This is a genomic window from Brevibacterium antiquum, assembly GCF_016107655.1.
Lineage (GTDB): Bacteria > Actinomycetota > Actinomycetes > Actinomycetales > Brevibacteriaceae > Brevibacterium > Brevibacterium antiquum.
The window spans coordinates 141,036-163,717 of sequence record NZ_JABASX010000004.1 but is presented as its reverse complement, the minus strand read 5'-3'; the positions used below and the strand labels follow the sequence as shown (position 1 = coordinate 163,717).

The window sequence follows — 22,682 nt, the reverse complement described above, 5'->3', positions numbered from 1 at the left end:
GCGGCGTGCGACCACGGCCCATCGCCTCAGCGTTTCTGCCACTCGCGCTCGCCGTCGCCCTGCCGCTCAGCGCTTGCTCTGCGTTCGGTTCGGAGTCCCAGTCATCCGAACCGAGCTCGGCTGGATCACAAGCTCCGAGTTTCGGTGCCGGTGAAGCTTCGAGCTCCAATCATGGTGAGGCAGACAGCGATTCCGCTGCGCCTCGCACCGTCGACCCGGGTTGGGATGCCTCGGCCCAGGAAGCGGACGGGACGTTCCTGTCGATGCACGAGAACGATGACAGCCTCGAATATCGCGCTGTCGATTCGACCGGGGAGGTCCTGTGGACTGCGCAGCGTCCACGAGCCTGTTCCGCTTATCTCGTCACCACAACCGATGATGGGCCCATTGCAGTCCTCATGGACCAAGACCTCTCGACCGGCAACTCACTCACACCTACCGCTAGCGGCTATGACCTCAAGACCGGTCAGAAACAGTGGGGACCGGTGGAGACGCCCGGCGCAATGCTGGGCAACGGCCTCATCTTCGCAGGCGCACCGAAGGACTACATCGGACCCAGCGGTCCCCGCACCGCACTCGACCCGGCCACCGGAGACGTGGTCGCCGCCGAAGGAGAGGACGCAGGTGAAGGTGGTGACGCCTCGCCACGTGTGGTGGCACTGTTCGGTGAACATCTCGTTCGCAGCCAGGGAAGTGACATCGTCGGTGAGGATCTCGATGGACAAAAGCTATGGAACCGAGCCGCCGAGGACTTCAGCATGTCAACGTCCGAGGCCAGAGAGGTGCCCTGGGAACCGATCGGCACCACTCATGCACTGCTGGGCGACGCCGACAGCGACATGCGGACCCTGATCGACATGCGCTCGGGTGCCACCGTCGATTCCGAGATCTCTGGGGCCTGGTTCGATTCATCGAGCGACACCCTGGTCACGGTCGGGTCCGAACTGCACGGCTTCGACGCCGATGGGACCAAACGCTGGAGCACACCGCTGCCTGCCCACGCCGAGGTTTCCGCAGTGGGCGCAGGTCTCATCACCTTCGACTCAGAGAGTGGGAGCGAGCCGGAGAACGAGAGCGACTCGGACCAGGAGGAGCAGTCAGTCACAGCCAGATCCGCTCGCGACGGCAGTCCCATCAAGAAGGACACTCCACTGCTCAAGGCGACCAAGCAGCTCGGAGCCCCACACCACATCTCCGAATCCGGTGCCGCGCTCATCGGTGATCCACAGACACCGCTGTTGATCACGAGTCAGGAATGAACGTGGCAGCACTGGCCCGCCACGACATGCACTTTATTCAGCTTCATAGTAATTCAGGAGTGGTGATATGCCGAAACACGAAGCGCTCAGGCCCCAATACCGTTGGTGGATACCCCTCGTGGTCATCGCCTCGGCCCTGGCTCTCGTGCTCATGATCCTCTTCATGGATCGAGAGCAGGGCGACGACTCTGACCAGACCACCGCCGCCGGACAGAAGGAGTCGGATGTCGTCGTCACCGAGGTCGAGGATCCCCAGCAGAAGGATGTCAGCGATTTCGACAGCGACGATGACGACCCTCTGGCCGACGGTCCGGTGGATGCTCCGGTTACTCTCGTCGTCTTCTCCGACTATCAGTGCCCGTACTGTGCGGCCTGGTCTCAGGACACTCTGCCGAAGATGCTCGACTACGTCGACTCCGATGATCTGCGCATCGAATGGCGCGAGGTCAACGTCTTCGGCTCCGCGTCCGAACAGGCCGCCAAGGCGGCATACGCGGCCGCTCTGCAGGATAAGCACTGGGAGTTCCACGAGAAGCTGTTCGCCGGAGGCAAACCACGTCCGCCGGAGGAGCTCTCTCCCGAAGCGCTGACATCCGTGGCCGCCGATATCGGCCTCGACATGAACCAGTTCGAGAAAGACATGAACTCCTCTGAAACAGCCGCGGCTGTCGACAAGAACGCCAATATGGGCACCGAACTCGGCGCCTTCTCGACTCCGACGTTCATCCTCGGCGATCAACCCTACGTCGGAGCCCAGCCCACCAGCGTCTTCGTCGACGCCATAGAACAGAAATTGGAAGGAGCGAACTGATGGACATCGGATTACTCAGCGCTTTCATCGGCGGAGTCCTCGCACTGCTCAGCCCGTGCGCGGCACTGCTGCTGCCGGCCTTCTTCGGCTCCACGGTAGGGGCCGGGTCACGACTGCTGCTCCACGGTGTCATCTTCTACGTTGGAATGCTGCTCGTCCTCATCCCCCTGGGGATGGGAGCAGGGACCCTGGGAGCAATCTTCACGGCCTATCGCGGAACGATCGTCCTCGTCGCCTCGGTGATCCTCGTCATCCTCGGCATCGTCCAGTTCTTCGGATTCGGGTTCGACCCCGCTCGGGCGCTGCCGGGTGCCGACGCCATGAGGTCGAAGTCCGCAACGGCGACAGGAGCAACGAAGACCTTCCTCCTCGGTGCCACGAGCGGGATTGCCGGAATCTGCTCCGGACCCATCCTCGGCGCGGTCCTGACTCTGGCGGCTACGAGAGGCAGCGTATTCCTCGGCGGTGTGATGCTGGCGATCTATGGAGCCGGCATGGTCGTGCCGCTGTTCATCATCGCAGCCCTGTGGTCGCGGATGGGGCCGCGAGCCAGGTCGGTCATGCGCGGTGGCTCGGTCAACTTCTTCGGCCGCCGGCTACCCGTCATCTCGATGATCACCGGAGCCCTGATGATCCTCATCGGCATCGTGTTCTGGATGACGAATGGTCTGGTCTCGGCACCGTCGCTGGTTTCAACCTCAACCCTTGCCCATATTCAGGAATGGGCGAGCTCCTGGACGTCGACCACGGTCGACATCCTCGTCGTCTGCCTGTTGGCAGTCGTCGCCATCGCCCTGTGGTTCCGTCATGAACGCCGTCGCAACAGGGACAGGACGGGCAGGGACGAGCGTCAGGAGCAGACAGAGACTGCGACCGGATCGGAGACAGAGACCGGGTCGGAGACCGCGAAGGCGCCGAACCGGGGCAGAGACGAGCTGAGGCCCTGATGGCCAGGCGAGGATTGGTCAGCCTGACCATCGGGCTGACCACCATACTGGCCCTCCTTGGCTGCACCTCGGCCGAAGAACCGCCCGAGCTCGAACGCGAACCGAAGCAGGTCGGCACGGAACTCGAGGCAGTCGATGCCTCCGACCTGCAGCTGCCTCTGATCGTCGAACCGCTCGAGCTCGTGGAGCCGGACTGGGATCTCGACGTCAAGCGCCTCGGCGATGTGTTCCTGTCCGCAGGCAGCAGCGAGGATCGGCTGGACTTCAGCGCCGTCGACAGCAACGGCACCACCCTGTGGCAGGCCCAGCGGCCCACGGGCTGCACCGGTTTCAGTGTCACCGCGGACAGCGAGGGGACTCCGTTGGCGGTGCTCACCGATTCGTCGTCCGATGAAACCTGCGACACCGGGGTGACGGCGAGCGCCTACGACCTGGAAACGGGCGAACAGAAGTGGGGGCCAACCGAGGTCCCCGGTCCGATACAGGGCCCTGGCGCCGTCTTCTCCTCCGACGATGGCTCGGAAACCGTGGCCCTCGAGCCTGACACTGGTGAAGTCGCAGGCGAAGCATCGTCGGGAGCACGTGTCCTCGGCGAGTATCAGGGGACGATCCTCAGCGTCGACGAGGACACGCTCTCCGCCACAACCGGCGAAGCGACCGTCTGGGAGATCCCGCTGTCGGAACATGACTGGAACGCCGACGGACTCACAGCATTCCCCGACCAGGTCGACGGTTTCATCCACCTTGATGCGGAGGACGGATCCGGACCAGTCATCGATGCAGAATCGGGAGACGTCCTTGATGATTCCGCCAGCGAGATCGCCCACGATGCGAATTCGGAGAAGATCATCACACGGGATGCGAAGGGCCTGACGGTCATCGACGCGACAGGGGCGAACGAGCTGCCGGTGTCTCTGCCGAAGTCTATGGTCTTGGAAGCCGCAGTCGGCGGACTCATCTACTTGCGCGAGGGCGAGTCCTTGCGGGTCCACAATGCAGCAACAGGCATCATCGCCCGAGGATACCCGGCCAAGGGATCGGGCATCGTCGCAGTCCCTGACGTCTTCACGCCGAAGGGCCACGGGACTCTGCGGGCCGGTGACCGAACCCTGCTGGCCACGGACAGGGTGGTCGAGGAGTCCGCGGAGGGTTAACGCCGAAGCTCAGCCTCCACCTCGGCGGCGTTGGGTGGAGATGAGCAATTCGTCGAATCCCCCGCTCTCAGGGATATCGGCCAAGCGGATGCGCAGCACCGGTTCGCCGGCCTTCATCGCCACGAGACGACGCGTTCCGTTCGGGTGTCGGTGGGTGCCCAGCTTCCGATAGCCGGAGATGTTAAGCCCTGTTCGCAGGCCGAGGAATTCCGAGGGCCACCCAGTGGCCTCGGAGGCGCGAATCGCGGTGAGGGGAACAGAAGGGAAACGGCGTCGTGCCATCATTCGCTCCCACCCGGGAAAGATGATCGTCAGCCGATTATTGTTGACGGTGACTTCAGTGATGGCCGATTCGCAGCTCCCTCTCGGGATGGATTCTGGCCCAGCCGGCCACAGACAGGATGGTCAAGGAGTCAACAGTGGTCAGCGTTGCCGCAAAAGACGAAGGATTCGGGCAGACTGGTGCCATGGCATCATCTGGGCACATCGATTCGACCGGCGGCAACACCGGAGGCAGCAACAACTCTGGCCACCGGACGCTGTGGGCCAAAGTCAAAGCGGACCTTGAACAAAGGATCAAGCGGGGAGAGTTCGACAACACCTTCCCGGGCGAACTCGAACTCACAAAGCATTATGACGTGAGCCGCTCGACGATCCGTGCAGCGCTGACGCCCCTGCGCCAAGAAGGACTTGTCACGGCTCAGCCTGGGCGCCCCTCCGAGGTCGTCCATGTTGCCAGGGAACGTCGGTTCGGTCCGGTCTACAGCCTCTTCGCCGCGGTCCAGAAATCAGGGATGACACAACGCAGCACCATCGACGTGGCTGAATTGCGCAAGGATCCCGAGGTCGCGAAACGCCTCGGCGTCGGACCGGATGCAGATCTGGTCTACCTCGCGAGGATGAGGTATGCCGACGATGAGCCCCTGGCCATTGATCGCGTGTGGCTGACCCACGAAGCGCGCGGAGTGCTCGAACAGAACCTGACCCACACCGCTCTCTACGATGCCCTGCAGCGGTGCTGCAATCTCACCCTGACTGCAGGAGAGGAGACCGTGCATTCGATCAACCTCACCGCTGAGCAGGCAAGTCGCCTCCACTCCGAGCCCGGCTCGGCGGCCTTCTTCATCGAGCGCCTGGGCAAAATCGACGACCGGGCACTGGAATGGCGAGAAACTCTCATCCGCGGCGATCGCTTCACCGTCACAACCACCTACCCCTGAGTCCTGCTGCTCTCCTTCCTCTTCTTGCGACACACCTGACGCTGCAAGTCCTGCCCATCAATGCTCCCTAGGGCTTCCCCTCAGCGATAAATGTACGTACATTAGATATGTACGAACATTTGAACGGACCATTTGCAGAAATTGCCTCTGTGCCGTCGGCCAACCGCGGCGGACGCCAATTGGCCAAGGAGGGATCGACAGTGAGCATGCATCATAGGATCGTCGTCATCGGCGGAGGAAATGCGGGCCTCAGCGTGGCCGCACGTCTGCGCAACGCCGGCCAGGGCGATATCGCCATCATCGAACCACGCACCGAGCACTACTATCAGCCGCTGTGGACACTCGTCGGCGGAGGCAGAGCCCCGCGCAGGGAGAGCGTCCGCCCCCAAACACAGGTCATGCCGCAGGGAGTTGCCTGGGTCAAGGACTCAGTGTCTGAGATCGAGCCGGATGAACGCACCGTGAAACTCGCCTCCGGTGGCGAAGTCGGCTATGACTACCTTGTCGTCTCCCCCGGCCTGCAGCTCGACTGGGACCGCGTGCCCGGCATGACCGAAGCTATCGCAGGGCCACAGGCATCGAGCAACTACGACTTCGAGCTGGCACCGAAGACGTGGAAGCTCATCAAGGGCATGAAACGGGGAACCGCCGTGTTCACGATGCCTTCCGGGCCGATCAAGTGCGCCGGAGCTCCACAGAAGATCGCCTATCTGGCAGCCGATTACTGGAGGCAGCAGGGGGTACTGGACGACATCCGAGTGGTTCTTGTCCTTCCCACTCCCGGCATGTTCGGAGTCGAAGTCTTCGCCAAGGAGCTCGACAAGGTAGTGGAACGCTACGGTATCGAGGTCCGTTTCAACAGCGAGGTCACCGATATCGATCCGACAGCTCAGTCCGTGACCATCACAGATACTTCGGCACAGAACAGCGAACAGCTCGACTACGACATGCTCCACGTAGTCCCACCGCAGTCCGCGCCGGATTGGATCAAACAGAGCCCAGTGGCTAAGCCCGGCGACCCGAACGGCTACGTCGACATCGATGCCAACACTCTGCAGCATGTGCGCTGGCCCGAGATCTTCTCCCTCGGCGACGCGGGCTCGTCACCGAATTCCAAAACCGGTGCCGCCATCCGGAAACAGGCTCCGGTGGTGGTGGAGAATCTGTTGGCGACAATGGAGCACCGCCCCATGAACGGCCGCTACGAGGGCTATGCCTCCTGCCCGCTGACAACATCGCGAACCACCATGCTCTTGGCCGAGTTCGACTACAGCATGCAGCCGGCTCCGAGCATCCCGGTCATCGACACCACGCACGAACGTCGCGACATGTGGTATCTCAAGCGCTATGGCCTGCCGGCCATGTACTGGAACCTCATCCTCAAGGGGCGTGCCTGACCTCTTGGCTCAGCACTGCGGCACACGCAGCAGTGCCCCATCCATTCGCGAACAATTGCACATCACGAACATCGGAGAACCATCATGCTTCTCGAACGCATCTACGACGAAGACCTCTCGCAGGCCAGTTATTTCATCGGCTGCCAGCAGACGAATGAAGCCATCGTCATCGACCCTCGGCGGGACGTCTCCGTCTATCTGGACCTGGCCCGGTCCAAGGGCATGCGCATCTTGCATGTCACAGAGACCCACATCCATGCCGACTACCTCTCCGGAACACGCGAACTCGCCGAGGCCACCGACGCGACCATCTGGGTCTCGGGCGAAGGCGGACAGGACTGGCAATACGGCTTCGCAGGTCAGCGTCTCCACGACGGCGGCACCATCACCGTCGGCAACCTCACCCTCACCGCAGATCACACGCCCGGGCACACTCCTGAGCACCTCTCCTTTCGGCTGACCGATGGGGCCGCGGCCGACAAGCCCGGCTACTTCTTCACCGGCGACTTCGTCTTCGTCGGTGACCTGGGCCGCCCCGATCTGCTCGACGAGGCCGCAGGCGGCGTCGACACTCGGTTCGAAGGCGCCAAACAGCTCTTCCACAGTCTGCGCGAGAAGCTGCTGACGCTGCCCGATTACGTTCAGATCTTCCCTGCCCACGGCTCAGGCAGCGCCTGCGGCAAGGCTCTCGGCGCAGTGCCTACGACCACGGTCGGATACGAGCGCAACTTCTCCTGGTGGGGTCGCCACCTCGCAGCCGACGACGAGCAGGGCTTCATCGACGAACTCCTCGAGGGACAGCCCGATGCTCCCGCCTACTTCTCACGGATGAAGCGACAGAATCGTGACGGACCACAGATCCTCGGTCACCGGGACCTCCTTCCGGAGCTTGACGCCGAGGTGGTGAAGAAGGGCGTGGAGGAAGCCACAATCACCTTCGTCGATACTCGCAGCCAGCACGAGGTCCATCGGGGCACCGCCCCCGGCTCGATCAACGTCCCGGTCAGTGGCAAACCTGCCGCTCATGCTGGCTGGGCATATGATCCTGAGGCCGATTCCCGACCACTCGTCTTACTCGCGCGGGATCAGGACCTTGCGCAGCTGATGTGGGATCACTTGATTCGAGTCGGCATCGACGACGTCACAGGGTTTGTGAGCAGCCTCGAGGAGCTGCCTGTGATGATACCCGAAATGGTCTCACCGTCCGATCTCAGCACCACCGATTACGATCTGCTCCTCGATGTCCGCAACGCCTCGGAATACGCGGCGGGGTCGATCCCTGGTGCCAAGCAGCTCAGTGCGGGTCGTGTCCTTTGGCACCAGGACGAGCTGCCGGAGAACGCGACGATCGTGACATTCTGTCAGAGCGGAGTACGCAACTCCGTGGCCTCCAGCGCCCTGCGCAGAGCCGGTCATCGTGTCGTTGAGCTCGAGGGCAGTTACCTCGGTTGGCAGGCCGCCCAGAAGTAGGACCGACTGCATTCGCATCCGGTATGGACTTCTCCCTCGCCCTCACCTTCTCCCTCGCCCTGGTCATCGGCCTCACCCTCGGGCTGCTTGGCGGCGGCGGTGCAATTCTCGCAGTCCCGATGCTCACATACATCACGGGCCTGGATCCCGTCCAGGCAATTCCGACTTCACTGTTCATCGTCGGTGTCACATCACTGGTCAGCCTGACCCTGCATGCACTGAAGAAACGGGTGGTGTGGCGAACCGGGTTCATCTTCGGGATAGCGGCGATGGTGGGGGCATTCCTCGGCGGCCGAGTCGGAGCCTACGTTCCGGCTACGGTGCTGATGTTCTCCTTCGCTGCGGTGATGACGGCCGCTGCCATCGCGATGATCCGCGGACGCCGCCAGGCCGGTGACCAGGACGAGAGGCCACAAGAGCTGCCGATCGGCAAGGCCCTTGCCATCGGCGCAATGGTCGGACTTGTCTCCGGCTTCGTCGGTGCCGGCGGAGGCTTCCTCATCGTTCCGGCGCTGGTGCTCTTATCGCGGCTTCCGATGCCACGCGCCGTGGCGACGTCCCTGCTCATCATCACGATGCAGTCGGCGTCCGGGCTGGCCGGATACACCGTCTCGACCTCACTGGATTGGTCGCTGGCTACAGCGATCGCAGGCTTGGCTGTCGCCGGATCCTTCATTGGATTCTGGCTCAGCAACAGACTGCCCAGTCACGGCCTGCGCAAGGGATTCGGATTCTTCGTGCTGGCCATTGCGGCAGTTGTCTTCATCAAGGAGACGCTACAGCTCATCGGGTGAGAACTGGGCTGCGCTCATGTCAGTCCATGCAGAGCCTCAACTGCCGCAGTGACATCGTCTTCGTCGTTGTAGATGTGGAAGCCGAAGCGTGCCCGTCCGTCAGTCATGGAGAATCGGATCCCCGCCTCCTCCAGTCGCGACGGTGCCGCATCGGCGACCTCGATCGACACGATCGCAGAGTTCGAGGCTTCCAGGCCCACCCCCTCACGGAAGGCATTGGCCAAGGCCACATCGTGCTCATGGATCTGGTCGACGCCGACCTCGAGCAGAAGTCGAGGAAGGTGCCGTCGACGCCCCATTCCGCTTGCGCTTCGGCAAGCGAGAGTGCGGACGTGTGCGGGCTGCGATCATCATTGATTCCCATTCCACCGAAAATGGCACCGTGGGAGGACTCGGGGGCAGTACGCCTAGGCGATGCGCTCCGGGTAGGAATACGCGTTGAAGCGGCCCCTGCGGTTGAAGCCGATGACGGACACACCCACACTCTTGCCGTGATCGACGGCCAGGGCCGATGGTGCGCTCACGGCCGACATCATCGGGATGCCTGCCATTGCGGACTTCTGGACGAGCTCGAATGAGGCGCGCGCTGAGACTTGGAGGACCGTGCGGCTCAGCGGCAGACCGGGTCCGTGGTGTGACATCGCCCAGCCGATGACCTTATCGACGGCGTTGTGACGGCCCACATCCTCACGTCCGATGAGGAGTTCCGGCTCATCGTTCGGATCATCGCCGACGGCGAAGAGTGCGGCGGCGTGGACTCCCCCGGTCTTGTCGAAGACGTCCTGCTGTGTGCGCAGCCGGTCGGGCAGTTCACCGATGCGTGCGGCCGAGAGCAGAGGCGGAAACCGGTACTCTTCACCGTCATCCTCATCGTGGTGGAAAGAGGCCGGGATCAGGGGGTAAGGGGAGGTCTTCGTCACCGCGTCAATGGCCGCGGTTCCACAGATCCCACACGAGGAAGAGGTGTAGACGGATCGGGCGGGGGCCGCCTCGGCGCTCCAGATTCCGGGTCGCAGCCGCACAGCCGCGACGTTATGGTTTCGGGTCCCGTCGGGGGCGAGCCCGGTGGAGAAGTCGATCTCTTCGATGTCGGCCATGGTCGTGATGACCGCCTCGGAGAGGAGATAGCCGGCCACAAGCTCGACATCGTTGCCGGGTGTGCGCATGGTGACGGAGAACTGCTCCCCGTTGAGGCGGACCTCCAGCGGCTCTTCCCCAGCCAGGGAGTCGGGGCCGGCGGAGATCTCTCCGGTGGCGTCGAATTTGTGGACTCGGGCTCGCACTGCCCTGCGCTGCACCATGGCGATCAGACCCGTGGTCCGTGGTCGGTGGTGTCCTCGATCGAGGTCTGGATGTGTTCGAGGAGGTCGTCGATGACGGTGATGCCGTCCTTGACCCCGCCCTTCGAGCCGGGGAAGTTGATGACGAAGCTGCGGCCGCGAACGCCGGCGACTCCGCGGCTCATCACCGCCGAGGTGGTCGATTCCAAGCCCTTGCGCCACATCGCGTACACGAGCCCCGGTGACTGCCGCTCGAGGAGTTCGGCGGTGAATTCCGGGGTCCGGTCATCCGGTGCCAGTCCCGTGCCGCCGCTGGTGACGATGATGCGCGGGCGCCGGTCTTCGTCGGTGTCGATGAGGAGCGTGCGCAGTGCCTGGCCGACCGGTTCGCCGTCACGGACGACGATGGCATCGGGTGTCTCGTAGCCGCGGGTGCGCAGCCAGTCGACGAGGATCGGGCCGGTGGTGTCGGCCGCTTCGCCCCTGGCCGCCGAGGTGGAGGCGATGATGACGGCGGCAGTCCGTCCCGCGCCGAGGCGGTCGTCAGTTACACTGCCCGTCGAATTCTCAGTGGTCACAGCCATTCCCCCCATCCCATTGCTCTCGCGTTCTGGCCCCATTGTTCCACGACCGTCGTCGATGCCAAGTTCCAGTTCGGCCTGTTTGTGCTCAGTTGCTTTCGGAGCGGTGGCGGATCCCGAATACTCCAGAGAGGAAGAAGCTCGCGAAGTTCGCCAACGCTTTCGCCCGCCGAGGGACTGTGAATCCCGTACCCCGAAGGGAGAGGCCGTTGCCGAGCACATTGTGCGGGTGCAGCATCAGCCTGGTCCTGATGGAGACGTTCGGATCGTTCTCGCGGTGCATGGTCAGCCCAGCGTTCGTCAGACTTCTGTACCTGGCGATGGGCCCGTTGCCCTGTTGCGTCTTGAGACCATTGCCAATCCAGTTCTGCCCGTCCAGATCCGTGAACCGGAGGTCGTATCGCATGAGATGCTCGCCGTGACGTGGAAACATGTGCAGCTCGCCCGTCACGCTGTGGGTACCCGGAAGCTCAGCGAGAGTGATCGTGCCGTTGACCGAGAGTCGGTGCTCAGGATCGGCACGGAACCGGTCAAGGCTGGAGATCTCGAGCCGCACCTGCAGCTCGCCGGCCCGCGCAGCGTCTGGCACGCGTTCGTGCATGTGCTCGTCGAAGACGATCCCATCCCCAGCGGTATCGCGTCGACGGCGGGCGATCCATTCGTAGGCATCGTCTTCAGGTGCCGGCACAGGGCGGACATGTTCCCATTCCGGGGCTCGCCACGAGTTGTTTCCGGTGATCGTCCGGATGAGTCCTTCCATCGCGTGCTCCGCACCGGCAAGGATGGTCGCCGAGGGATTTGCGCCTGTGGACGCCGGGAGTACGGCTCCGTCCATCACATAGAGGCCGGGGTACCCGTGCACCTGCAGGTCACGTCCCACGACGCCTGTGTCGCGATCATTGCCTGACGGGACTCCGCCCAGCGGGTGCACCGTGACCGGCTTCTTGAAGATTGACCAGGGGATCACCGATCGGACCCGCGCCCCGGTGATCCGGGTAATGAGGGGACCGACTCGTTCTTCGGCGCGATAAAGACGCGACTGCCACCGGTTCGCCCACAGAAGTTGCGCGCGTCCGTGATCATCGAGTCGCAGCCGGCCCGTTCCCGCATCATGTCCCATGGACAGCAACGCCATCGTTCGGGTGGGGTCCCTTCGGCGCAAGCGGTTCCACCATCCACGCAGCCTCCGCAGAGGCAGCAGTCGATCGAGCATGGCGGAGACGACGACAGGCACGGCACCGTCCTGCACCTGGAACCATACTGGTTCAGACTGCTCCCAGACGTCGAGGACGGTCGTCGTGGTGATCGTCGGACCTGTCGTGAGGTCACCGTCAGATCGGCGAATATTCGTGAGAGCGAGCTGATCCCCATTGCCAGAGAACCCGTGCCCCAGAGTGGGAGATAGGTCAGGCAGTGTCTGGTCGACGTCGCGGGAACGCAACAGGAGTTCGGTCGTGGCGACGGAGCCCGCCGCGAGAATCAACCTCGTCGACGTGCGGCGAACCAGATGCTGATCGGCGCCCTCGCCTTCCAGCGACCACACTGACCATCCTGGACCGTCTGATGCGATTCGTGTGACCTCGGCACCGGTGACCGCTGTTGCCCCGTGTCGTTCTGCGACCGCGAGGTAATTGAGGTCGAGGGAGTTCTTCGCTGACCTGTTGCAGCCCAGAATGCATTCCCCGACAAAGGCGCACCCTCGCTGAGCCACACCGTGGACGTTTCGCGACCACACTTCCGAATCACCGAAACGGACCGCGAGGTTGGGCCGAATCATCGCTGGTCGGATCTGCGTGTGCTCGACGAGGTCTTCGACGATGTTCGTACGAGGCGGAAGCACACCGGTCAGCGGATCAGGCTGGATGGGAGTGACTCCGAGCATGGTGCCGGCCAGATCGTAGTAGGGGTCGAGTGCTTGACGGCGCAGGGTGGTCGGCCAACGATCATCCTGGGTCTGCGCGGCGGGCCTCGCGAACACGTTCGCATAGACGAGGGAGCCTCCGCCCCAACCGGCGGCCTGCAGGGAGAGCATCGACTTCAACCAGCGGAGGTCGTACAGCCCGTGCCCCGCCTGCCAGAGCCAGCCTTCGTCAAGCTCTGTGGAGCGAGGGAACTGGCCCGGTCGCCATCGCCTGCCACGTTCGAGGACGGTGACCGACACACCTGCTTGAGCCAATCGGGCAGCCGCCACTGCTCCCCCGAATCCGCTGCCGACGACTGTGACATCAGCATGTTCTTCGGATGCAGTCTCCACGGTCTCGCTGATGTCCGCGTCTTTTCTGCCGCGCATGAAGCTCCTGACGAACCGACTCTGGTTGCTGGATAGTCTCGAGTCTACTGGGCGAACGACTCAGCGATCGCGCTCTTTCTACGGCAGACGGTGTCGTACGGCCTGCGAATAGACCTCGGCGGGGTCTCCAGACAGGTTCGCTTTCGCCGAACGGGTATCGTCGTCAGCCAAGATTTCGAGATCACCGACTTCGAGCCCATCAAGTGCTGCCGCCGCGACCGCGTGCGGCGTGTTCTTTGGGACGTCGAATCCCGACATCATGTCGGTGTCGGTGCTGGCCATGTGCAGTCCGGTGACCTGCGTATTCTGTCCGCTGAGTTCGATCCGCAGGGAGTTCGTCATCGACCACACGGCTGCTTTGGACGCTCCGTAGCTTCCAGAATGCTCCATGCCGAGCCAGGACATCACTGAGGATACGTTGAGGATGCTGCCCCCTCCGTTCCCAGCCAGGATCGGAGCAAATGCCCGCACCATCGCCAGCGTGCCGAAGTAGTTGATCTCCATCTCTCGGCGAATGTCCTCGGGAGCACCGGTGGCGAGCGGAGCCAGCGTGGACAGTCCTGCGTTGTTGATCAGCACGTCGACGTCACCGGCGATGGAGGCGGCATGGTCGACGGCCTCGGTGTCGGTGATGTCGAGTGCCATGGGCACGACACGCGGGCCTCGGATGACCGACGAGTCGTCTCGGGCGGTGGCATAGACCTTGGTTGCACCACGGGCCAGAAGCTCGTCGACGAATGCGCGACCGATGCCGCGGCCGGCGCCGGTCACCAGGGCGGTGGAGCTGTTGAGATGCATGATGAGTTTCCTCTCACGAGCTGGGTTGGCTTTTCCCACTCAGAATAACCTGCTGAAACGGAAATTCCAACCCAGTAGGATGGGGGCATGCAGGATGCAACGAAAACAGCCGCGATCGTGAACGAGTACACAGGGGACGAGGCGTGCTCATTGGCACGTGCAGTGAGTGTCGTCGGCCAACGGTGGAGCTACTTCATCCTCCGTGAGGCGCTGGCCGGAACCACCCGGTTCACCGAGTTCAGGCAACGACTGGGGATTGCCTCTGACGTGCTCACGACCCGATTGGAGACTCTGGTGGGGGCGGGACTGATGCAGACGCAGGAATACCGCGAGTTCGGTCAGCGCACGCGCTGGAGCTATCACCTGACCGAGAGCGGACGTCAGATGATGCTCACAATTGCCGCACTCCAGCAGTGGGGAGACGAGTGGACGCCCTCGCCCGTGCCGACCTCGGTCTCATTCCGCGACCAGCACGGTCGCCAACTCACGGCCGCTTTCGTCGACCCCGAGGGGCGAGTCGTTCCGATCGACGACGTCGAGCCGATACGTACATCGAAGACCTGCTAGGAGACGAGCCGCACCTGCGCCTCAGATGATCACTGGCAAATTGCGGATGAGCTGAGTCACCTCTTCGAAGTTCTGCTCGAGCAGGAACCGGCCACTCTCACAGTTCGCCCAGCGCGTTCGCAATCACGATTTCCGCCGCACTACGCGCATTGTCGACCGCATCAACGCCTCCGTCGATCGCAGCAATAACCTGTGCACCCTCGGCAAGAATGACCAGATAGTCAGTCAACGCTTGAAAAGCGCCGGCCTCGCGTACGAGTTCGGCTACGTACTCTCGGAATGCCGCTTTCTGATTTCGGGACAGCTCTGCCACGTCCGGCGAGACCCCGCTCAATTCACCAAAAGCGTTGACGAAGGCACAACCCCGGAAATCGCCCTCGCTGACCCAGCTGCGCAAGAAATCAAAGATCGCGAGCAACTTGCCTTGGGGCGTGCGGCAGTTCTTGGCGGCATCTTCCAGACCACTTTCCCATTGCGCCCTGCGGTGGTTCAAGACAGCTGCCACGAGGTCAGACTTTGACGGAAACAGTGTATAGATTCGCTTGAGCGATACACCCGCCTCTGCTCGCACCGCATCCATGCCAACCGCCTGGATTCCGCGTGCGTAGAAGAGTGACGCAGCGGCCCTCACCACCAGATTCCGTGCTGTTCCTTCACTGATCATCAAAACACCCTTGCGCCGAGAACGGTCGTTCTCTAGTATATACCCCATGCAGAGAACGACCGTTCTCGGACATGCAATGAAGATTGGGAGCCAAACCATGTCATTCATCACCGTCGGCCAAGAGAACACCACCAACATCGACCTCTACTACGAGGATCAGGGGTCAGGGCAGCCGATCGTGCTGATCCATGGCTATCCACTCGATGGCCACAGTTGGGAACTGCAGACACGTGAACTGCTTGCCGCCGGTTTTCGAGTGATCACGTACGATCGTCGCGGCTTCGGTCAGTCCAGCAAAGTCAGTACCGGCTATGACTACGACACGTTCGCGGCAGACCTCAACACAGTGCTCGAGACACTCGATCTTCGCGACGCCATTCTCGTCGGGTTCTCAATGGGCACTGGGGAGCTGGCACGATATGTCGCACGCTACGGGCATGAACGCGTTGCCAAGCTTGCATTCCTGGCTTCGCTCGAACCTTTCCTCCTACAGACCGAGGACAATCCAACCGGCGTCGATCAGCAGGTCTTCGACGGCATCGCTGAAGCGGCGAAAGCAGATCGCTACGCATGGTTTACGCAGTTCTACAACGACTTCTACAACCTGGATGACAACATTGGATCCCGAATCAGCGAAGAAGTTGTCAGAGCCAACTGGAACACCGCGACGGCTTCGGCTCCGGTTGCGGCGTACTCTGTGGTTTCCAGCTGGCTCGAAGATTTCCGCACCGACGTGAACGCAGTCCGCGCAGCGAATAAGCCTTCGCTGATTCTGCACGGGACAGCCGACAACGTTCTCCCGATTGACGCGACTGGACGACCTTTCCATGCTGCATTCCCCGAAGCCGAATACATCGAGGTCGACGGTGCACCACACGGGCTTCTTTGGACTCACGCCGATGAGGTCAACAGCGCCCTACTGAGGTTCCTTCAGAGTTGACGACTGAGGCACCACGCCGGAAGCCACGTCTGTCCACCTGACGCGTAGCAAGCCGACGGCATTGGCTTGCTACGCGCAAAGACAGGCAGACAGTCGATCAGAGGGTGGGGTTGAGTCTGCTGATAGTCACTGTCTCGGTGAAATCGTTTGAGGAGATCCTGCCGAAGGCGAGTCTCTTCCGGAACCGAACCAGAATCCCAGCGCCTCGCTCAGCCCCGCGGCCGACGACTGCCCGACCCACGCCACGTAGCCGTCCGGGCGGATGAGCACGGCAGTGGGAGCCGACACCTCGCCGATGACCGGCAGATCCCACACACCGTAGTAGCGCGCATCGACACGATCAACACGATCCGCCCATGCTCTGACGTCGATATCACTGGGATCGCCGAGGTTGAGCAGCACTGGGCGAGCGCTGTGGAGAAGCGTGAATGTTCGTCGTGCCCCCGCTGGAGTGTGGAGATCCAGGTCGGGCATGCGACGACCCACCAGTGGGTGCACGTCTGAGCTGGCGTCAACGGTTCCGCCGGCAGCATCGGCTGTACCGGCAACGTCGGTTCGCGCCTCGTAGCGGATGGCGAGGCCGGAGAGGTCGCCGGCAAGTGATTTGCGCGGCTCGTCCATGTGGAGCCAGCCATCGATCACTTCGTTCAGGGCGTTGACACGGTCGTCCATTCGCATCAGTGCCGTCTGGGCCAGGTTGTGGTGGATGACTCGCGCGCCGACTGCGTGACGCTCCGAGTGATAGGTGTTGAGGAGGCTGTCCGGCGATGTCCCTCTGACCACCTGTGCGAGCTTCCAGCCCAGGTTCACAGCATCCTGGACTCCTGTGTTGAGGCCCTGGCCGCCGACCGGCGAGTGGACATGCGCCGAGTCACCGGCCAGCAGCACCCGGGAAGAACGATAGGCAGCGGCCTGTCGAGCCATATCGGTGAAACGAGTCAGCGAACTCGGATCGCGAACCCCGAAGTCTTGTCCCCACGCCTCGGTCAGCGCGAAGCGCAGATCATCGAGAGTGGGTTCTGAGCTCTCCTGCGGCTCCTTCTCAGAGACGACGAGACTTGCCCGGCCGTTCGGAAGCTGACTGAACGCCTGCGTTCCGAATTCGTGCTGGTGGACGCCCCATTCCGGTTCTTCGGTCAGCTCAACCTCAGCGATGAGGCTGCTCATCGTCGGCTCCCAACCGGGAAAATCGATCCCCGCAGCCTTGCGGATCCGACTGCGCCCTCCGTCGCAGCCGACGATGTAGTCAGCGCGCAGCACACGACCATCGGACAGCTGGGCCTCAACTCCACTGCGGTCCTGATCGAATCCGGTGACGTCAACGCCGTAGTTGATTCTCACCCCGAGCTCCTCGACCCACCCGGCCAAGATATGTTCGGTGCGCTGCTGCCGGAGGCCCAATCCGTACGGGTGTCGTGACGGAAAATCGATGATGCCCAGTCGCGTGTTGCCGAACCCCAGGACCTGAGCGACTTGGCCCTCATCGAGAAAACGATCGACGATGCCGCGCTGATCGAGCATCTCAAGGGTCCGCGACTGCAGTCCCAGCGCACGCGTTCCGACCAGTTCTTGGTTTGCTCGTCTCTCGACAAGAACGCTGTCCACCCCTGCCAGAGCCAGCTCTGCGGCCAGCATCAACCCGGTCGGCCCGGCACCGACGATGATCACTTCAGTCACAACTGCTCCACTCTCTCAACGCGAGGTACTAGTCTCCCCCGCAGAAGGGGTCTTGCCGCAAGTCCCTATCTGCACTATAAAGTAAATAGAGGCAAGGAACTTTGAGTTCCTTGCCTTCGTCGTCTGTCGCTATCATCTGCCGCTTCGCCACGATGTAGATTGACCATCAGGCAGCACCGCCGACACACTCGGCCCGAGATCATAGGAGGCACGATGGAGGATCTGTCGCTGAGCACGTTGATCTGGCTGCGCATGGTGCGTTTCGTTCAGAACAGCAACCAGATGTCGAATACTCACCTGCACCACTTCGATCTCACCATCGCCCAGTTCGAGATGCTCAGCCATATTCGCGCCTGTGAACCGGTCACCCAGTCGGATCTGGCGAAGGGGCTCACGGTCAGCGGCGGAGGTGTGTCCCGCATGGTTTCCCGGCTCGAACGCGATGGTCTGATCTCACGCACACAGGACTGGAAGACGAAGTTCATCTCCTTGACGGACGTCGGCAGGCAGCGGCTCGACAAGGCCTACCCGGCCCAGATCGAATTCCAGTCCGCACTCTTCGACGAGGCCCTCGATGAGGATGAGAAGACGCAGCTGCATGCGCTGATGAAGAAGCTCTACGAGCACAGTGTCAAACGCCGCGAGGCAGACGAAAAGCCCTAGGGAATTTTTCTCCGCACCCATCAGTTGACATGGCAAACGATACTTTTCGAAGTCGCCGTCACCGAGGAGAGAACATGACCGACACCACCGCCCACACTGAGCCCGCGAACATGATGGATCACTTCGGATTCACGCCCGGCCAGGGACTGCAGTTCGGGATGTACAGCCTCGGCGATCATCTGCCGAACCCGGCCGACGGGTCCAGGGTGGGTGCCGGCGAGCGCATCCGAGAGTTCATCGGCTATGCGCAGGCGGCCGAGGACGCCGGCTTCGACTTCTTCAGCGTCGGTGAGAGCCACCAGGAGTACTTCGCCTCGCAGGCTCACGCCGTCATCCTCGGTGCGATCGCCCAGGCGACGAGCACCATCCGCATCGGCAGCACCTCCACGATCCTGAGCACTTCGGACCCGGTTCGCGTGTTCGAGAACTTCTCCACGATCGACCACATCTCCGGCGGCCGGGCCGAACTCGTCGCCGGTCGCGCCTCTCGTGTCGGGCTGTTCGAACTGCTCGGCTATGATCTGCGCGACTACGAGGAGCTGTTCGAAGAGAAGTTCGATCTGCTCAACCGAATCAATCAGGAGCAGAAGCTCAGCTGGAGAGGACAGTTCCGTGCGCCGCTGAACGACGCCGAGGTGCTCCCCCGCCCCACACAGGATCCGCTTCCGATCTGGCGGGCCGTGGGCGGTGCCCCGACGAGTGCGACCAAGGCGGGCTTGGCCGGGGTGCCCATGGTCATGGCGCACCTGGGTGGGACAACCTCGTCGTTCAAACCCACGGTCGATGCCTACCGGGAGGCGGCACGCCACCAAGGGTTCGACCCAGATACCCTGCCGATCGCAACTGCGGGATTCTTCCATGTTGCCGAGACCTCGCAGGAGGCGCTGCGCGGTCTCTACCCGCATATCAATGAGGGGATGAAGCGCACGAATGGGCAGGGCATGCCCAAGCAGCTCTTCGCCCAGGCCGTTGACCCGCACAGCATCGTCAACCTCGGTAGCCCCCAGCAGATCGTGGAGAAGATTCTCCATCAGCACGAGGCCTTCGGCCATCAGCGCTACCTGGGTCAGATGGATTTCGGCGGTATGCCCTACGACCAGGTGATGAAGCAGATCGAGACCATCGGCTCCGAGATCATCCCCGCACTGAAGAAGTACACGGCGCAGGAGGTCGCCCGATGAAGCTCGTCGCGATCTCGGGTTCGAACGTCGGCACCAAGACGCGGACCGTCATGGAGCATGTCACCCAGACGGTCATGGTCCAGGACCCCGACGTCGAGGCCACGCTCATCGACCTCGCCGAGGTCGACATGGTCTTCAGCGACGGCCGCAACTTCACCGAGTACACCGGTGGCACCGCTCGTGTCACCCGAGCCCTCATGGATGCCGATGCCATTATCATCGGCACGCCGATCTTCCAGGCCTCGATTCCTGCGACGCTGAAGAACATCTTCGACCTGCTGCCGGTCAATGCATTCCGCGACAAGGTCGCGGCCATGGTCGCGACCGCAGGCTCGGCCAAGCACTATCTCATCCCCCAGCAGCAGCTGCAGCCGATCCTCACGTACATGAAGGCCCAGGTCGTGCAGCCGTATGTGTTCGTCGAGGAGAAGGACCTGCTGCGCAATCAGATCGTCAACACCGATGTCATCGCCCGTCTCGACCGGCTCGTCGAGGACACCCTCGTGCTCACACAGACCTACGCCTCGATCCGGGAGGCGAAGGACGCCGCCTACGGGTTCTGAGCGTCAGACTCCGACAAGCGAAACTGCTGTCAGCGTCTTGCCAAGCGCAGCACATACCCTGTAGTTGCAATTTCAACCAACTTTGGAGATCGCTGTGTATGCCACGACTGGATTCCCGACCATCGCTCGCGACGTCATCACCGTCATCGCCCGGATCGCCCTCGGCGCCATCTTCATCGCCCACGGCTGGCAGAAGTTCAATGAGTGGACCGTTGCCGGAACTACTCAGTCATTCGCCCAGATGGGCGTGCCGCTGCCGGACATCGCGGCGCCGTTCGCGACCTTCGTCGAGCTCATCGGCGGAGCACTGCTCATCCTCGGTGCCCTGACTCCGATCGTCGGGACTCTGCTGGCGGCCAACCTCATCGGCGCACTGGTCATCGTCCACCTCACCCCAGTCCCCTTCGTCGATCAGGGCGGGTGGGAACTCGTCGCAGCTCTTGCCGCCGGCGCCCTGCTGCTGGCCGCCATGGGACCAGGTCGCTTCAGTGTCGACAGGTTCCTGCTCAAAGGGAAGAAGGGGTCGAAGCAGTCGCGAAGCGCCGCGGCAACGAGCGCAGACTCCGCTCCGGCCGAACAGACGCTGGCTAAATAGCCGCAGGCTGATCAGACGCCGAACCAGATGAGGACGGCCCGGTTGAGGACGGTCCAGTTGAGGACGGCCCAGTTGAAACGGGCCGCGCTTCGAACCGGCGACGATATTCCGAAGGAGTCGTCTTGAACGCGGCAGCGAAGTTCTGCCGAAGAGTGACCACACTGCCGAATCCGCAGTTCACGGCGATCTGATCGATCGACACGCTCGTCGTCTCCAGTGCCCGACGGGCCTCATCGAGGCGACGCATGCGCACCCAGGACGCAGGCGTGGCCCCTGTCGATGCCCGAAAGGTGCGGATGAAGGTCCGCACACTCATGTGTGCGACCTCGGCCAACCTCTCGACCGGCAGTGATTCGTCAAGGTGATCGACTGCCCAATCGAGAACCCGAGAGATGGGGTCGTCATCGGCATGCTCCGGCAGCGGTCGCTGAATGTACTGCGCCTGCCCACCGTCGCGGTGCGGTGCGATGACCAGGCTGCGTGCCACCTGGTTCGCAGCGTCGGCCCCCAATCTCGTACGCACCATGTGAAGACAGGCATCCAACGCCGAGGCTGTGCCCGCCGAGGTGATGACATCGCCGTAGTCGATGTAGAGAACTGAATCGTCGATCTCGAGATCCGGGTGTCGAGCCGTGAGCTGCTCGAACCCCTGCCAGTGCGTCACCGCCCTGCGGCCGGCGAGCAGACCCGCGTCTGCGATGGGGAACGTGCCCAGACAGAGTCCGGCAATGGAAGCACCCCGGTCATGGCTGTCAACGAGCAGCTGTCGCAGGGGCTGCCCAGCCGGGCGACAATCGTCGTACCAGGACGGGACAACGACAACCTCGGCGCCGGATGCCGCTTCCGGCCCGCTCAGCCCGGTGATCTGATACCCCTCCGCCGTCGTGATCGGCTCACGGTCGTCGGAGAACAGGACCGTCACCCAGGGTGCGAGACCCTGGCGGGCAACCTCGTCGAAGACCATCTGCGGCACCGACAGGTGGAACATGGTGATGCCGGTGAAGGCATAGATGGCGATACGCACGTCGGGCTCCTCCTGATTGACTGGTGGCAGGCTCGTGAAGTTTGGCGTAATTCCATCGTAGATGAGCATTTGTGCTACTGGCAGTGCGCGGTCGGCTCTCGCACACTGGAGGTGTGCCGCAGCTACGCGCCACGTTCTCACTCACCACAACCTTGGAGATCGCTATGACTACCGCCCGCCGCGCCCTTGTCCTCGTCGATGTGCAGCAGCAGTACTTCGACGGCCCCCTGGAGATCCAGTACCCGAGCCATGACCAGTCACTGCCGAAGATCACTGCAGCCATCGACGCCGCGATTGCCGCCGACATTCCGGTCGCCGTCTTCCAGCACACCATGGGCACCGCCGCCCCGGTCTTCAACCCGGATCAGCCTGGATTCGCTCTCCACCCAGAGGTCGAAAGCCGTCGTACCGAGTCCTGGAAGTCAGTGGTCAAGGAATACGGCTCCGTCTACGCAGACACCGATCTCGAAGCATGGCTGCGCGAGAAGGGCGTCGACACTGTCACCCTCGTGGGCTATATGACCAATAACTGCATCCTCTCTTCGGCAGCAGGTGCCGAGGTTCTCGGCTTCACCACGGAGGTGCTCTCCGATGCGACCGGTGCCATCAATATCGCCAATGATGCCGGCTTCGCCGATGCCAAGACCGTGCACACGACGCTGATGGCGCTCCTGCATTCGAACTGGGCCTCCGTCGCGACCACCGAGGCCTGGACTCAGGCACTGACTTCTCAGGAGCCGCTGCCGAAGGGAGACCTGGGCAGTTCGGCCGTCACGGGTGCGCAGAAGGCTGGGGAGAGCTCATGAC

The 22,682-nt window shown here is 62.6% G+C and carries 24 protein-coding genes; 15 read left to right on the top strand and 9 right to left on the bottom strand.

What is annotated here, in order from left to right; genetic code table 11:
* The first annotated feature begins 5 nt into the window (after window positions 1–5).
* From JFC13_RS08375 to JFC13_RS08360, 4 genes are all read left to right on the top strand, one after another.
* The gene (locus JFC13_RS08375) at window positions 6–1,259 is read left to right on the top strand and encodes a hypothetical protein (RefSeq protein WP_198396637.1); all 1,254 of its coding nucleotides are present in this window, start codon (window positions 6–8) and stop codon (window positions 1,257–1,259) included.
* A gap of 67 nt (window positions 1,260–1,326) precedes the next feature.
* Window positions 1,327–2,070, top strand: a complete 744-nt coding sequence (locus tag JFC13_RS08370; protein WP_198396636.1) for a DsbA family protein — start codon at window positions 1,327–1,329, stop codon at window positions 2,068–2,070.
* Window positions 2,070–3,017 carry a cytochrome c biogenesis CcdA family protein gene (locus tag JFC13_RS08365; RefSeq protein WP_232488379.1) on the top strand — a complete coding sequence of 316 codons (948 nt, stop codon included), beginning with the start codon at window positions 2,070–2,072 and terminating at the stop codon, window positions 3,015–3,017. Before JFC13_RS08370 ends, JFC13_RS08365 begins: the two co-directional genes overlap by 1 nt.
* Entirely contained in the window at window positions 3,017–4,171 is a 1,155-nt protein-coding gene (locus JFC13_RS08360; protein WP_198396635.1) for a PQQ-binding-like beta-propeller repeat protein, read from the top strand. The genes JFC13_RS08365 and JFC13_RS08360 overlap by 1 nt, the downstream gene beginning before the upstream one ends.
* Before the next feature lie 9 nt (window positions 4,172–4,180).
* On the opposite strand, the gene JFC13_RS08355 is transcribed toward JFC13_RS08360, so the two are convergent.
* The gene (locus tag JFC13_RS08355; RefSeq protein WP_232488378.1) at window positions 4,181–4,456 is read right to left on the bottom strand and encodes a hypothetical protein; all 276 of its coding nucleotides are present in this window, start codon (window positions 4,454–4,456) and stop codon (window positions 4,181–4,183) included.
* A gap of 134 nt (window positions 4,457–4,590) precedes the next feature.
* Between JFC13_RS08355 and JFC13_RS08350 the strand changes: the two genes are divergently transcribed.
* The 4 genes from JFC13_RS08350 (at window position 4,591) to JFC13_RS08335 (ending at window position 9,052) form a co-directional block, all read left to right on the top strand.
* The gene (locus tag JFC13_RS08350) at window positions 4,591–5,391 is read left to right on the top strand and encodes a GntR family transcriptional regulator (RefSeq protein ID WP_332839364.1); all 801 of its coding nucleotides are present in this window, start codon (window positions 4,591–4,593) and stop codon (window positions 5,389–5,391) included.
* A gap of 200 nt (window positions 5,392–5,591) precedes the next feature.
* The gene (locus JFC13_RS08345) at window positions 5,592–6,788 is read left to right on the top strand and encodes an NAD(P)/FAD-dependent oxidoreductase (RefSeq protein WP_198396633.1); all 1,197 of its coding nucleotides are present in this window, start codon (window positions 5,592–5,594) and stop codon (window positions 6,786–6,788) included.
* An 84-nt stretch (window positions 6,789–6,872) separates the two neighbouring features.
* Window positions 6,873–8,258, top strand: a complete 1,386-nt coding sequence (locus JFC13_RS08340) for an MBL fold metallo-hydrolase (RefSeq protein ID WP_198396632.1) — start codon at window positions 6,873–6,875, stop codon at window positions 8,256–8,258.
* Window positions 8,259–8,281: 23 nt separating this feature from the next.
* Complete coding sequence (locus JFC13_RS08335; protein ID WP_198396631.1) at window positions 8,282–9,052, top strand: sulfite exporter TauE/SafE family protein; 771 nt, start codon at window positions 8,282–8,284, stop codon at window positions 9,050–9,052.
* Between the two features lie 14 nt (window positions 9,053–9,066).
* Here the strand turns inward: JFC13_RS08335 and JFC13_RS08330 are convergent, their stop codons facing one another.
* From JFC13_RS08330 to JFC13_RS08310, 5 genes are all read right to left on the bottom strand, one after another.
* Complete coding sequence (locus tag JFC13_RS08330; protein ID WP_198396630.1) at window positions 9,067–9,351, bottom strand: aminotransferase class V-fold PLP-dependent enzyme; 285 nt, start codon at window positions 9,349–9,351, stop codon at window positions 9,067–9,069.
* Between the two features lie 108 nt (window positions 9,352–9,459).
* Entirely contained in the window at window positions 9,460–10,353 is an 894-nt protein-coding gene (gene fdhD, locus JFC13_RS08325) for a formate dehydrogenase accessory sulfurtransferase FdhD (protein ID WP_198396629.1), read from the bottom strand.
* Window positions 10,354–10,358: 5 nt separating this feature from the next.
* A complete protein-coding gene (locus tag JFC13_RS08320) occupies window positions 10,359–10,910 on the bottom strand; it encodes a MogA/MoaB family molybdenum cofactor biosynthesis protein (protein WP_332839363.1) in 552 nt (183 codons plus the stop codon).
* A gap of 91 nt (window positions 10,911–11,001) precedes the next feature.
* On the bottom strand, window positions 11,002–13,203 hold the full coding sequence (locus tag JFC13_RS08315; RefSeq protein WP_198396627.1) for a GMC oxidoreductase: 2,202 nt from the start codon (window positions 13,201–13,203) through the stop codon (window positions 11,002–11,004).
* A 78-nt stretch (window positions 13,204–13,281) separates the two neighbouring features.
* Window positions 13,282–14,001: an SDR family oxidoreductase gene (locus JFC13_RS08310; RefSeq protein ID WP_198396626.1), complete on the bottom strand. Its 720-nt coding sequence runs from the start codon at window positions 13,999–14,001 to the stop codon at window positions 13,282–13,284.
* 87 nt (window positions 14,002–14,088) lie between these two features.
* On the opposite strand from JFC13_RS08310, the gene JFC13_RS08305 reads away from it, so the two are divergent.
* On the top strand, window positions 14,089–14,568 hold the full coding sequence (locus JFC13_RS08305; RefSeq protein ID WP_198396625.1) for a winged helix-turn-helix transcriptional regulator: 480 nt from the start codon (window positions 14,089–14,091) through the stop codon (window positions 14,566–14,568).
* Window positions 14,569–14,665: 97 nt separating this feature from the next.
* On the opposite strand, the gene JFC13_RS08300 is transcribed toward JFC13_RS08305, so the two are convergent.
* Window positions 14,666–15,232, bottom strand: coding sequence for a TetR/AcrR family transcriptional regulator (locus tag JFC13_RS08300; RefSeq protein ID WP_198396624.1), 567 nt, complete (start codon window positions 15,230–15,232; stop codon window positions 14,666–14,668).
* Window positions 15,233–15,329: 97 nt separating this feature from the next.
* On the opposite strand from JFC13_RS08300, the gene JFC13_RS08295 reads away from it, so the two are divergent.
* Window positions 15,330–16,172: an alpha/beta fold hydrolase gene (locus JFC13_RS08295; RefSeq protein WP_198396815.1), complete on the top strand. Its 843-nt coding sequence runs from the start codon at window positions 15,330–15,332 to the stop codon at window positions 16,170–16,172.
* Window positions 16,173–16,298: 126 nt separating this feature from the next.
* On the opposite strand, the gene JFC13_RS08290 is transcribed toward JFC13_RS08295, so the two are convergent.
* A complete protein-coding gene (locus JFC13_RS08290; protein ID WP_198396623.1) occupies window positions 16,299–17,849 on the bottom strand; it encodes an FAD-dependent monooxygenase in 1,551 nt (516 codons plus the stop codon).
* A gap of 213 nt (window positions 17,850–18,062) precedes the next feature.
* On the opposite strand from JFC13_RS08290, the gene JFC13_RS08285 reads away from it, so the two are divergent.
* The 4 genes from JFC13_RS08285 (at window position 18,063) to JFC13_RS08270 (ending at window position 20,851) form a co-directional block, all read left to right on the top strand.
* Window positions 18,063–18,512: a MarR family winged helix-turn-helix transcriptional regulator gene (locus tag JFC13_RS08285; RefSeq protein ID WP_198396622.1), complete on the top strand. Its 450-nt coding sequence runs from the start codon at window positions 18,063–18,065 to the stop codon at window positions 18,510–18,512.
* A 74-nt stretch (window positions 18,513–18,586) separates the two neighbouring features.
* The gene (locus JFC13_RS08280; RefSeq protein WP_232488377.1) at window positions 18,587–19,693 is read left to right on the top strand and encodes an LLM class flavin-dependent oxidoreductase; all 1,107 of its coding nucleotides are present in this window, start codon (window positions 18,587–18,589) and stop codon (window positions 19,691–19,693) included.
* Complete coding sequence (locus JFC13_RS08275) at window positions 19,690–20,256, top strand: NADPH-dependent FMN reductase (RefSeq protein WP_198396621.1); 567 nt, start codon at window positions 19,690–19,692, stop codon at window positions 20,254–20,256. The genes JFC13_RS08280 and JFC13_RS08275 overlap by 4 nt, the downstream gene beginning before the upstream one ends.
* Before the next feature lie 94 nt (window positions 20,257–20,350).
* Complete coding sequence (locus JFC13_RS08270; protein ID WP_198396620.1) at window positions 20,351–20,851, top strand: DoxX family protein; 501 nt, start codon at window positions 20,351–20,353, stop codon at window positions 20,849–20,851.
* Here the strand turns inward: JFC13_RS08270 and JFC13_RS08265 are convergent.
* Window positions 20,844–21,875, bottom strand: a complete 1,032-nt coding sequence (locus JFC13_RS08265) for a GlxA family transcriptional regulator (RefSeq protein WP_332839362.1) — start codon at window positions 21,873–21,875, stop codon at window positions 20,844–20,846. The genes JFC13_RS08270 and JFC13_RS08265 overlap by 8 nt on opposite strands.
* Before the next feature lie 113 nt (window positions 21,876–21,988).
* Between JFC13_RS08265 and JFC13_RS08260 the strand changes: the two genes are divergently transcribed.
* Entirely contained in the window at window positions 21,989–22,681 is a 693-nt protein-coding gene (locus JFC13_RS08260) for an isochorismatase family protein (RefSeq protein WP_332839361.1), read from the top strand.
* Window position 22,682: the final 1 nt, after the last annotated feature.

Excerpts from the sequence above, each read along its gene's own strand:
- JFC13_RS08370 (WP_198396636.1), top strand. The coding sequence starts at position 1,327 with ATGCCGAAACACGAAGCGCTCAGGCCCCAATACCGTTGGTGGATACCC.
- JFC13_RS08365 (WP_232488379.1), top strand. The coding sequence starts at position 2,070 with ATGGACATCGGATTACTCAGCGCTTTCATCGGCGGAGTCCTCGCACTG.
- JFC13_RS08360 (WP_198396635.1), top strand. The coding sequence starts at position 3,017 with ATGGCCAGGCGAGGATTGGTCAGCCTGACCATCGGGCTGACCACCATA.
- JFC13_RS08355 (WP_232488378.1), bottom strand. The coding sequence starts at position 4,456 with ATGATGGCACGACGCCGTTTCCCTTCTGTTCCCCTCACCGCGATTCGC.
- JFC13_RS08340 (WP_198396632.1), top strand. The coding sequence starts at position 6,873 with ATGCTTCTCGAACGCATCTACGACGAAGACCTCTCGCAGGCCAGTTAT.
- JFC13_RS08335 (WP_198396631.1), top strand. The coding sequence starts at position 8,282 with ATGGACTTCTCCCTCGCCCTCACCTTCTCCCTCGCCCTGGTCATCGGC.
- JFC13_RS08330 (WP_198396630.1), bottom strand. The coding sequence starts at position 9,351 with ATGGGGCGTCGACGGCACCTTCCTCGACTTCTGCTCGAGGTCGGCGTC.
- fdhD (WP_198396629.1), bottom strand. The coding sequence starts at position 10,353 with ATGGTGCAGCGCAGGGCAGTGCGAGCCCGAGTCCACAAATTCGACGCC.
- JFC13_RS08315 (WP_198396627.1), bottom strand. The coding sequence starts at position 13,203 with ATGCGCGGCAGAAAAGACGCGGACATCAGCGAGACCGTGGAGACTGCA.
- JFC13_RS08310 (WP_198396626.1), bottom strand. The coding sequence starts at position 14,001 with ATGCATCTCAACAGCTCCACCGCCCTGGTGACCGGCGCCGGCCGCGGC.
- JFC13_RS08305 (WP_198396625.1), top strand. The coding sequence starts at position 14,089 with ATGCAGGATGCAACGAAAACAGCCGCGATCGTGAACGAGTACACAGGG.
- JFC13_RS08300 (WP_198396624.1), bottom strand. The coding sequence starts at position 15,232 with ATGATCAGTGAAGGAACAGCACGGAATCTGGTGGTGAGGGCCGCTGCG.
- JFC13_RS08295 (WP_198396815.1), top strand. The coding sequence starts at position 15,330 with ATGTCATTCATCACCGTCGGCCAAGAGAACACCACCAACATCGACCTC.
- JFC13_RS08285 (WP_198396622.1), top strand. The coding sequence starts at position 18,063 with ATGGAGGATCTGTCGCTGAGCACGTTGATCTGGCTGCGCATGGTGCGT.
- JFC13_RS08280 (WP_232488377.1), top strand. The coding sequence starts at position 18,587 with ATGACCGACACCACCGCCCACACTGAGCCCGCGAACATGATGGATCAC.
- JFC13_RS08275 (WP_198396621.1), top strand. The coding sequence starts at position 19,690 with ATGAAGCTCGTCGCGATCTCGGGTTCGAACGTCGGCACCAAGACGCGG.